This window comes from Nostoc sp. 'Peltigera membranacea cyanobiont' 213 (genome assembly GCF_002245975.1).
In the GTDB taxonomy this organism is placed as follows: domain Bacteria; phylum Cyanobacteriota; class Cyanobacteriia; order Cyanobacteriales; family Nostocaceae; genus Nostoc.
Genome location: NZ_NOLI01000208.1, coordinates 1 through 10,229, shown reverse-complemented (window position 1 = coordinate 10,229; position 10,229 = coordinate 1). Strand labels below are relative to the sequence as shown.

The window sequence follows — 10,229 nt, the reverse complement described above, 5'->3', positions numbered from 1 at the left end:
TATAGTTCATAAATACTATTCGCCGACAATTAGTTAAGTACTAATGAACTTGTGACAGTTAGGGTGCGGAATGTGGGTTAAAGTAGACTAAAGTCCTCTTGCCTCATGCCTCCTGCTCCCTGCTTCCTGCCCGATCTTAATGATAAATATTCACACCGACTTACTTAATTTACAGCTATTTTCAGGTAAATATTGCGGTTCATTCCCTAGCAAGTTGCTTGATCTACTAAATAGCCGATTGTGATGACAACTTGATAGTTGAAAATAAAAGCATTGTAATTTTTCATAGAACTGGTAAAATCACCATGTTCTCGATAAAGAATATGAGGTTTATTAGTGTTTGCAACTAGATACATGTAATCATCCAGTATGATAAACAGTATATAACTGTATTCCCATCGACTACTTGTAGATTTAGCGGAGAAAATAGAATGAGTTTGTGGCAACGCCCACTGAAAAGGTTACAAGCGATGTCTTACGACAAGATGCTTCGCATCTACGCTGAACGTAGAACATATCGGTTCAGAATAAATTCGCTCAAAAGCTTTGTATCGCTCTTTTTAGTAGGTACTGTGTTGAGTGTGGCGCTTGCTGCCTGCTCCGGTGGTGAAACTGGGAGTAATCCTTCTTCTGAAACCCCTAGTGCTGCTCCTGTGGCTGCAACCAAAGATAATGTTGAACTAACTCTGGTTTCCTTTGCTGTCACCAAAGCGGCTCACGAAGCAATTATTCCTAAATTTGTCGAACAGTGGAAGAAAGATCATAATCAAACTGTCGTCTTCAAACAAAGCTATGGTGGTTCTGGTTCCCAAACTCGTGCCGTTATTGATGGTTTGGAAGCAGATGTCGTCCACTTGGCGCTAGCTGGAGACACCTCAAAGATTGAGAAGGCTGGATTGATTCAGCCAGGATGGGAAAAGGAAGTTCCCAACAATGGTATTGTTTCAAAATCAGTGGCAGCATTAGTTACACGTCCAGGCAATCCTAAAAATATCAAGACCTGGGAAGATTTATCTAAAGACGGTATAAAACTAATTACTGCCGATCCGAAAACATCAGGAGTTGCTCGCTGGAATTTCTTAGCTCTTTGGAATTCAGTGATTAAAACTGGTGGAGATGATGCTAAAGCGACTGAGTTTGTTACCAAAGTGTACAAGAATGTGCCCTTGCTAACTAAAGATGCTCGTGAAGCTACTGACGCATTTTTCAAGCAGGGTCAAGGTGATGCCCTGATTAACTATGAAAATGAGATTATCTTGGCAGAACAAAAGGGTGAAAAGTTGACTGCGATCGTCCCTGATGTGAATATCTCCATTGATAATCCGATCGCAGTAGTAGACAAAAATGTAGATAAGCACGGTACGCGTGAAGTTGCCGAAGGTTTTGTCAAATATCTATATACTCCAGAGGCTCAACAGGAGTTTGCAAAATTGGGATTCCGACCAGTAGATGATACTTTGACTCTAAGTAAGGAAGTTGCAGACAAATTTCCCAAGGTGAAAACTCTGGGTACAGTTGCAGACTTCGGCGGTTGGGATGGAATCAATAAGAAGTTCTTCGCAGACGGAGCTATTTTTGATCGGATTCAAGCCAAGAAAAAGTAATTTGTCATTTGTCAATGGTCGGCGAACAAAAGACCGACTACTGACAAAAAACTTCGGTATTGCTGAATCGAGGTATAAATCTAGATATAGAGACGCAAAATTTTGCGTTTCTACAAGGATTTTTAAATTACGCAAAATTATTTTTCATACCGCAATCAGCAATGCCAAAACTTTTTGTGAAATTTCAATTTTAAATGTTTAACTATGATGAGTGTATCTCCTTCTCTAGAAGTTGAACGCAAAACGCCATTCTGGAAGAAATTGGGGCGGGTTCCCTGGACTTGGCGAATCACCATTGGATACTTGACGGTGATGTTGTTTATCCCCATAGCTGCCATGTTCCTGAAAGCGAGTACGGAACCTCCAGCGAGATTTTGGGCGATCGCAACCAGTGATATCGCCCTAGCAACATACAACGTAACTTTTTTTACAGCGATATTTGCTGCCTTACTCAATGGTGTATTTGGAACTCTAATTGCTTGGGTTCTAGTTCGCTACGACTTTCCCTTAAAACGCTTGATTGATGCCACAGTAGATTTACCCTTTGCACTGCCAACTTCAGTAGCAGGTTTAACCCTGGCAACAGTTTACAGCGATAATGGCTGGATAGGTTCGCTACTAGCACCACTGGGAATTAAAGTAGCTTTTACCCGCACGGGAGTAGCGGTAGCAATGATATTTATCTCACTACCTTTTATTGTGAGAACTGTGCAACCCGTGCTTCAGGAAATGGAACATGAAATTGAAGAAGCTGCTTGGTGTCTGGGTGCTTCTCAATGGCAGACATTTTGGAAAGTGATTTTGCCACCTTTATTTCCGACGATTTTAACTGGTGTTGCCTTGGGTTTCTCCCGTGCGGTTGGGGAATATGGGTCAACTGTAATTATCTCTTCCAATACGCCCTATCAAGATTTGATCGCGCCTGTGCTGATTTTCCAGCGATTAGAACAGTATGACTATTCTGGTGCAACAGTAATTGGCATAGTTTTACTATCAATTTCGTTGGTATTGCTATTGGCAATTAATTTCTTACAAGCATGGGCAAGGCGATATGACACTAGATAAGCCAAGTTTTCATTCATCTGCATCTGATACACATACAGCCAAGCCGAAAGAGCAGAAGAGTTGGGTTCCCATAGTTTTAATTGGGATAGCGATCGCTTATTTAGCTCTAGTTCAATACATCCCGGCAATCAACGTTTTTTTCCAAGCCTTTAGCAAGGGAGCAGGGCCATTTCTATCTAACCTAACGCGACCAGCTTTTCTCCATGCAGCTTGGCTGACACTGTTGCTGGCTGTAATTTCTCTGCCCTTGAATACAGTATTTGGGCTATGTGCAGCTTGGGCGATCGCTCGTCATAAATTTCCTGGACGCGCCATAGTTCTAAGCATAATTGACCTGCCTTTTTCCATCTCGCCCGTAGTCGCAGGATTGATGATTGTGCTACTTTACGGTCGCAATGGCTGGTTTGGCCCTTGGCTCCAAGCCCATGATATCAAGATTGTCTTTGCCTTTCCAGGTATGGTTCTAGCTACAGCCTTCGTGAGTATGCCCTTTGTGGCGCGGGAAGTGATTCCCGTTTTAGAGGAATTTGGTAAAGATCAAGAAGAAGCTGCAAGAACTCTAGGTGCAAAAGATTGGCAGATATTTTGGCGTGTCACCTTACCTAGCATCCGTTGGGGCTTACTCTACGGTTTAATTTTGACCAACGCCAGAGCAATGGGCGAATTCGGGGCGGTTTCGGTGGTATCCGGCAACATTGCTGACCAAACCCAGAGCTTACCACTGTTTGTAGAAGATGCTTACAAACAATATGAAACCGAAGCTGCTTTCTCTGCGGCTGTATTGTTGGCGTTGCTAGCAGTAGTAACCTTGGTACTGAAAGAGATTTTAGAACGCAAAACCAGCATTAAAGATGTTGAATAGTTAGATTTTGGGTATGGGAGAATATTTCTGCCTTACCCAATCCATAATTTCCAATCCCCTTGATGGTGACAATCATGGTTAGTGACAATCCACTTACCAATCAAACGGATTCGACTAAGAATTCCCAAGGATCTATACCAGGAACCCGTAATTTCTCGCCTGGTGTCTAATTATGGACTGACTGTGAATATCACAGCAGCGATTTTGGGAGCCAATGCTGTCGGCGATAGTTGGTTTGACCTTAAACTACAAGGAAAGTTCATAGCTAGTGAAGGTATTGTAATAAGAGCGATTACTGGATAAAACAAAAAATTTATATGACCTCAGTTTTTCCTCACAAAAAAGCTAAAGCCCTCAAACCTACCAGCCGCCGCCCTGCTAAGGAACTTTGTAGCGAGTGCGGACTATGCGACACATATTATATTCACTATGTCAAGGAAGCCTGCGCTTTTATTAATCAGCAAATAGGCGAACTAGAAGTGGAGACGCATACGCGATCGCGCCATCTCGATAATCCTGATGAGCTATACTTTGGTGTCCATCAAGACATGATAGCAGCGCGGAAACAGCAACCAATCGAAGGCGCACAATGGACAGGTATTGTTAGCAGCATTGCTATTGAAATGCTTAATCGCGGCTTAGTTGAAGGCGTAGTCTGCGTGCAAAACACCAAAGAAGACCGCTTTCAACCCATGCCCGTTATCGCGCGTACCCCAGAAGAAATACTAGCAGCGCGGGTAAATAAACCAACACTTTCCCCGAATCTTTCCGTATTAGAACAGATAGAAAAATCGGGCATGAAACGGCTGTTGGTAATTGGTGTTGGTTGCCAAATCCAGGCACTACGAGCCGTAGAAAAACAACTGGGTTTAGAAAAGCTGTATGTTTTGGGTACACCCTGCGTAGATAATGTTAACCGCGCTGGACTACAAAAATTCTTAGAAACCACCAGTCGATCGCCAGAGACAGTTGTACATTACGAATTCATGCAAGACTTCCGGGTTCACTTCAAACATGAGGATGGCTCATCAGAAACAGTGCCTTTCTTTGGTTTGAAGACCAACAAACTTAAAGATGTCTTTGCCCCATCTTGTATGAGTTGCTTTGATTACGTCAATTCCCTAGCCGATTTAGTTGTTGGCTACATGGGCGCACCCTTCGGCTGGCAATGGATTGTAGTTAGAAATGATACTGGTAAGGAAATGTTGGATTTGGTGAAAGACCAGTTAGATACTCAACCAGTGACATCTAAAGGCGATCGCAAGGAAGCTGTACAGCAAAGTATTCCTGCTTACGATAAAGGCGTGACCCTCCCGATGTGGGCGGCAAAACTTATGGGTGTAGTTATCGAAAAAATCGGCCCCAAGGGTTTGGAATATGCGCGGTTTTCCATTGATTCTCACTTTACTCGGAATTATTTGTATGTGAAGCGAAATCATCCAGAGAAATTAGAAGCGCACGTTCCAGAGTTTGCCAAGCGTATTGTTGGGCAATATAAATTACCGGATTGAAAATTGGGCATTGGGCATTGGGCATTGGGCATTGGGCATTGGGGAGAATAACATTCATTACCTCTTTCTCCTCTGCTCCCATGCCCCATGCCCCATGCCCCACTTAGTTATAACTACTAGCTTGGCGAGTAAACATTAGGTGATACTGTCCGCCTAGTGCGATGAGTTCGTCATGAGTGCCTACCTCGATAATTTGACCGTGTTCTAGTACTACTACTCGGTCTGCTAGTTTTGCTAAGGCGAGGCGATGGCTGACTACAACGGCTATTCTCCCCCTCGCTAGAGTACGCAAAATATTGTAAATCTCGTGTTCTGTTTTCGGGTCAAGATTTGCTGTTGGCTCATCAAGTATGAGTAATTCGGCTGGAGACAGTCGCAGCAATGCACGAGCGATCGCTAATCTCTGCCATTGTCCCCCAGATAGATCGATACCACCCTCTAGCTGTTTGCCTAAGAGGGTTTCCAAACCACCATCTAGCTTCTCAATTACTCTAGTTAAACCAGCTTCAGCGATCGCTTCCGTAATTGCTTCGTCATCCTGCATTTTCGGTAAATTCCCAAAGGCAACATTTTCCCGCACAGTAGTCGGAAAACGAGCGTAATCTTGCATAACGACATCAATCCGCGATCGCAAATCTTCTAAGGGTAGCGATCGTAAATCTTGCCCATCCCAAATAATCGCACCTTGGCTAGGGTCATAGAGGCGACACAATAGCTTTGTTAAAGTGGTCTTGCCAGCACCATTTTCACCTACCAATACAATCATCTCATTGGGGTGAATTTTCAGATTGATATTTTTCAAGATGGGGCGTTGTTTACCGCCGGAGGCATCGCTATTGGGATAGGTAAAGGATAGATTTTCAATGCAAATACCTGTCTGCAATACTTCACTTGATAAAGCTTGCCGATTCCCATTTCTTTGAAAGTTCTGATTGTTAACAGCCGATTCCTTGACTTCTCTCCATGCCTTTGATTGAGAACTGGATAATTGCGGTTCTAATTCCAAAAGTTGGAAAATGGGCGTTGTTGCCAGTGAAATATCATACAACTCTGACCCGCCAGACATCAAATTCTCTAAACTTCGACGCACTTCTAAAATTACCCCTGTGTAAAGCGCCAAATCTCCTAAAGTATGGGTTCCACCTAGCACTCCCTGAACTACATATAAATATGGCAACGCAAAGCCTAAGCCACTGAGTAAAGACCAACCAATAACCGCCGTTGTCCCCCGACGACGGATCTGTTCCATTGCTCTAAAAATTGTCCGATAAAGTCCGTGCCAACGTTCTAGTAGTAAAGGCTGCAAACTAAACAAGCGTATTTCTTTGGCGTATGTCTCTCCAGTTAAAACCGTTTTATACAAGTTCATTTCCCGAAGAAGACTGGCTTGGGTTTTTTCTACCCTCCAAACTTGCTTGCGGTATTTCCTTTCTACATACATAGCAGGGGTAACACAGCTAAACAAAATTAGGGGTATCCACCAAGCAAGGGATACCGAAAGCAGTATGGCTGGAATGAAGATAAAAATTCCCTCTAGCATCATCACAAGCCTGACACAAAGCTCTGGAAGTCGTTGGACTCCCTTTTCGGTCAACTGCAACAAATTGAGCAAATCGGGTGTTTCAAACAGGGCAATATCTTCAAAAGTGGCAACCTTCTCAATTACTTGTCCTTGGATAAAGCCTGTAATCCGATCGCGCAGGGAAGTATATACAAAACTATTGATATTAGCGATCGCATCACTCACCAAATTCACTAGCAATGAACCTGCAATACTGGAGAGTAGCACAGGTTGAGAAAGTATCAGGGCGATCGCATTCTGCGTTGTTCCCGTACTCAATAAGCGGGTAATTTCATCAATTATCACCTTGTTGAGCCAAATGGCGATCGCAGGGCCTGCACCACCCAGTAATGTCAAAATTGCCACATAGCGTAGCTCCTTTGGAACTACCTGCATCACCGTTACCACACTGCGGCGGAATGCTTGGAATGGAGAAATTTCTATGATTTGCATATATTTTAAAGTAGCAAATAATAGCAAAATTCTGAAAGCGATGTTGTGATCTGAATTTCAATGAGTAATGACGCGATAAATCGCCGTCAAGACGAAAGACTGATTATTGTAGAGACGGCGATTCATCGCGTCTCTGAGCGATCGCGAATAGCAGATATTAGCATAGGCGTAGCCCACCGCAAGCATCCCACAAGTGAGTGCAAGAAAATTTTGAGAATTGGGCGATAGTTTTCCGAAATTGATAATCTAAGTTTGGTAGTAATTACCAGAACACTGAATTATAAATGACTTCTATAACTAGCCTTGGGGGAATATGGCCCTACAAAAACCTGGTCTTAATGACCGGGTTTTTTGGCATAGGTAAATTAACAACAATTAGAAGCAAAACCAAACTTTAAGTTGATTGCGATCGCAACATCCATACCAAAATACCTAAAATTGGCTCTACTGGCGGAATTAAATATTCACTTAAATCAATAGTTACAGTGCTTTCCTCTAACTTCAGGAACGTCCACAGGTTGCCACTACTAACACTACCGTAGATAGTAGCAAGAGGTTTTTCGTTTTTGGCATTAAACCTTTGGGCGGCAATCATTTCTGCAATACACTGCCCCAAACCACCTTTGAGATTTTCCTTCTTGGCTTCCACTATCACCACTGCTGGAGCTTCAATAAATAACTGTTCTAGCGAAAGACTGATCAAAAAGTCGCAAAATCCCGCCAGTCCAACTTCCGGTTCAACATTAAATTCTTCTCCAGAAAAGAAACTGATTTGTCTATTGAGAATTTTTCGGATTTCAAACAAGATTGGGCTGATAATCAATTCCGATCGAGCTTTCTCAGAACCCATTGCTATTGCTAGCTGGATACTTTCTGCTAAAAATTCAGCCAGCATTGGACTTGGCAAGATTGGCTCTATCGGCGGCAAAAACCGTCCACCCTCTACTAGGGTCAGATTAAAGTCTTGTTTTACTTTTCTTAAAGAAAACTCTCTATAAGACATTCAGTATATCCATTAAATCCCCCTCTCCTGCTAGAAGAGGGGTTGGGGGTGAGGTTACGCCGGATAAATCCGCAATCTTCTATTTGGTTCTTCGCCAAAACTATGCGACTTGAGGCGATAGTGTTCTACCAACTCATGTTGCATTTTGCGGACTTGGGGCGAACGTGGTAATAACTCAACTGGCTGTCCTTTCGGAATCACAATTTGCTCAACAGCAAGTCTGGCTTCTTCAAGAGCATCCATCTCATCATCGCTACCATTGTGCAAAAACAGTTGCAATTCTAAGTCATCGGCCATTTCTGGGTCGTCCATGTTCAGCAACCGCCGCAAGCCACGGGTAATTTGCGGAATGGTGCTGGACTTAATCATGTGGATGGGTACATGACGGGCTTTGGCCATTTGGCGTAATTTGGCGTGGTTTTTGACGTGCGATCGCAGTGCTAAAATGGCATCAGCAGTATCTATGTCTTTTGTCAAGATGACGGGTAAAGTTAGCACGCTAATTACCTGTTCTAGTTGGTGGCGGCTAACGCCATAAGGGTAAACGTGCAGTGGCAAATCTTCACCATTAGGGCCGGGCACTCTTGTAACAGCATCCAAATCAATGCTCTCAGAATAATTGAAAGATTCATCCAGCAATCGATCGAACTCACTGCGTCCTGTTACCCGTTCTACAGGCAATTGCGGTAGTGCAACCATTTGTCCAGAAGAACGCCAGCCATTAGCCTGTCGTGCCGGGGCGAAAGAATCTTCCACTGTGGCTAGCTGTCCACCGCGACCGTTGACAACAGCTAACTGCCTTGTAACCCCAATTTTGCCCTGATCGTCAACAGTTCTCGTTTGTGGGGTAGCCTGGCGACCCCGCAACAGATTATCTACTGTGTCAGCAACACTTTCGTGTACTGTCCAACGTTGGCGTTCCAACATTTCCACAGCAATTTCAAAGGTAGGAGGGGCTTTCCGCTCCAAAACAGTCTTTTGAGAGCCTCGCCGTCTAGCTTCATCGTCTCCCAGGGTAACAGCTTGGATACCCCCAACTAAATCAGCCAAGGTGGGGTTTTTAATCAGATTTTCGATCTGATTCCCGTGGGCAGTACCTACTAGCTGTACGCCCCGTTCAGCTATTGTCCGAGCCGCTAAAGCTTCCAGTTCCGTGCCAATTTCATCAATGACGATGACTTCTGGCATGTGGTTTTCCACCGCCTCAATCATCACCTGATGCTGTTGGTCTGGATGAGCCACTTGCATTCGCCGAGCGCGACCAATGGCGGGGTGGGCAATATCACCATCCCCAGCGATTTCATTGGAGGTGTCAATAATCACCACTCGCTTATGCAAATCATCTGCCAAGACACGGGCAATTTCCCGTAAGGCGGTAGTTTTGCCCACGCCTGGACGACCCAGCATGAGAATCGATTTACCCGTTTCTACCAAATCGCGGATCATGCCAATGGTTCCGAATACGGCTCGACCAACGCGACAGGTCAAGCCAATAATCTTACCAGTACGGTTGCGGATAGCACTGATCCGATGCAAAGTTTGCTCAATTCCTGCCCGATTATCTCCGCCAAAAATTCCGACTCGTTCAATGCAATCATCTATCTGTTCTTGAGTAACGGGTATTTCGCTCAGATACTCAGCTTGATTAGGAAAGCGAGCTTCTGGGCGACGACCCAAATCTAAGACAACTTCTACTAAGCTATCTCGTTTGGGATGACTCTCTAGTACTTGTTGCAGGTCTTGGGGCAAAATATCTAATAACTTTTGGAGATCGTCTGTAATCGTCATGCTTTCTATGGTGACGGAAACAACAGTAAATCGATACTTTCAGCTTCTAACTGTTCTCAAGCGCTCATTCAATGCTCAAACCTCCTACCTTGACTATACAAACATAAATTAAACATGAATTACAGTACTATTTTGGACTAAGTAATTATGCTTAACTAATGCTCACTTTCCCTTCTCTGCCATGATTTAATCTGAGAAACGAGAGAATGGGCAAGTTCTACAGCTTGCCAAAGTAATACTTCATCTTCTTCTAGGCGAATAATTGCTTTCACATTGGTGTTACTTACCTCCTTATTCTCCAACTTTTCGAGAATTGGTGACAGCAATACACGGGCGTAGCTACCGTAGGCAACCCCGGCGATGGGTGGGGAGGATGAGGGGG

General features: G+C 43.9%; 9 protein-coding genes and 1 pseudogene. 6 read left to right on the top strand and 4 right to left on the bottom strand.

Annotated elements, in window-relative coordinates:
- Positions 1–431: 431 nt before the first annotated feature.
- The 5 genes and pseudogenes from CDG77_RS31895 to CDG77_RS31875 all read left to right on the top strand — a co-directional run bounded on the left by CDG77_RS31895 (position 432) and on the right by CDG77_RS31875 (position 5,042).
- Positions 432–1,604 carry a sulfate ABC transporter substrate-binding protein gene (locus CDG77_RS31895; protein WP_094333217.1) on the top strand — a complete coding sequence of 391 codons (1,173 nt, stop codon included), beginning with the start codon at positions 432–434 and terminating at the stop codon, positions 1,602–1,604.
- A 207-nt stretch (positions 1,605–1,811) separates the two neighbouring features.
- The gene (gene cysT / locus CDG77_RS31890; protein ID WP_094333216.1) at positions 1,812–2,669 is read left to right on the top strand and encodes a sulfate ABC transporter permease subunit CysT; all 858 of its coding nucleotides are present in this window, start codon (positions 1,812–1,814) and stop codon (positions 2,667–2,669) included.
- A complete protein-coding gene (gene cysW, locus CDG77_RS31885) occupies positions 2,656–3,531 on the top strand; it encodes a sulfate ABC transporter permease subunit CysW (RefSeq protein ID WP_094333215.1) in 876 nt (291 codons plus the stop codon). The genes cysT and cysW overlap by 14 nt, the downstream gene beginning before the upstream one ends.
- A 74-nt stretch (positions 3,532–3,605) precedes the next feature.
- Positions 3,606–3,834: pseudogene (locus tag CDG77_RS31880) on the top strand (NIL domain-containing protein).
- 14 nt (positions 3,835–3,848) lie between these two features.
- A complete protein-coding gene (locus CDG77_RS31875; RefSeq protein WP_094333213.1) occupies positions 3,849–5,042 on the top strand; it encodes a Coenzyme F420 hydrogenase/dehydrogenase, beta subunit C-terminal domain in 1,194 nt (397 codons plus the stop codon).
- Positions 5,043–5,145: 103 nt separating this feature from the next.
- On the opposite strand, the gene CDG77_RS31870 is transcribed toward CDG77_RS31875, so the two are convergent.
- The gene (locus CDG77_RS31870; RefSeq protein ID WP_094333212.1) at positions 5,146–7,056 is read right to left on the bottom strand and encodes an ABC transporter ATP-binding protein; all 1,911 of its coding nucleotides are present in this window, start codon (positions 7,054–7,056) and stop codon (positions 5,146–5,148) included.
- Between the two features lie 60 nt (positions 7,057–7,116).
- On the opposite strand from CDG77_RS31870, the gene CDG77_RS37085 reads away from it, so the two are divergent.
- Positions 7,117–7,284 carry a hypothetical protein gene (locus CDG77_RS37085; RefSeq protein ID WP_190234124.1) on the top strand — a complete coding sequence of 56 codons (168 nt, stop codon included), beginning with the start codon at positions 7,117–7,119 and terminating at the stop codon, positions 7,282–7,284.
- A 166-nt stretch (positions 7,285–7,450) separates the two neighbouring features.
- Here the strand turns inward: CDG77_RS37085 and CDG77_RS31865 are convergent, their stop codons facing one another.
- The 3 genes from CDG77_RS31865 to CDG77_RS31855 all read right to left on the bottom strand — a co-directional run.
- Positions 7,451–8,059 carry a hypothetical protein gene (locus tag CDG77_RS31865; protein ID WP_094333211.1) on the bottom strand — a complete coding sequence of 203 codons (609 nt, stop codon included), beginning with the start codon at positions 8,057–8,059 and terminating at the stop codon, positions 7,451–7,453.
- Positions 8,060–8,113: 54 nt separating this feature from the next.
- Positions 8,114–9,847, bottom strand: coding sequence for a R3H domain-containing nucleic acid-binding protein (locus CDG77_RS31860; protein WP_094333210.1), 1,734 nt, complete (start codon positions 9,845–9,847; stop codon positions 8,114–8,116).
- A 155-nt stretch (positions 9,848–10,002) separates the two neighbouring features.
- Positions 10,003–10,229 (bottom strand): Light dependent period protein LdpA domain-containing protein (locus CDG77_RS31855; RefSeq protein ID WP_317615947.1); only part of this gene is annotated, 227 nt, incomplete at its 5' end.

Bases quoted from the DNA above. Each gene is read 5' to 3' on its own strand.
- CDG77_RS31895 (WP_094333217.1), top strand. From the start codon at position 432: ATGAGTTTGTGGCAACGCCCACTGAAAAGGTTACAAGCGATGTCTTAC.
- cysT (WP_094333216.1), top strand. From the start codon at position 1,812: ATGAGTGTATCTCCTTCTCTAGAAGTTGAACGCAAAACGCCATTCTGG.
- cysW (WP_094333215.1), top strand. From the start codon at position 2,656: ATGACACTAGATAAGCCAAGTTTTCATTCATCTGCATCTGATACACAT.
- CDG77_RS31875 (WP_094333213.1), top strand. From the start codon at position 3,849: ATGACCTCAGTTTTTCCTCACAAAAAAGCTAAAGCCCTCAAACCTACC.
- CDG77_RS31870 (WP_094333212.1), bottom strand. From the start codon at position 7,056: ATGCAAATCATAGAAATTTCTCCATTCCAAGCATTCCGCCGCAGTGTG.
- CDG77_RS37085 (WP_190234124.1), top strand. From the start codon at position 7,117: ATGAGTAATGACGCGATAAATCGCCGTCAAGACGAAAGACTGATTATT.
- CDG77_RS31865 (WP_094333211.1), bottom strand. From the start codon at position 8,059: ATGTCTTATAGAGAGTTTTCTTTAAGAAAAGTAAAACAAGACTTTAAT.
- CDG77_RS31860 (WP_094333210.1), bottom strand. From the start codon at position 9,847: ATGACGATTACAGACGATCTCCAAAAGTTATTAGATATTTTGCCCCAA.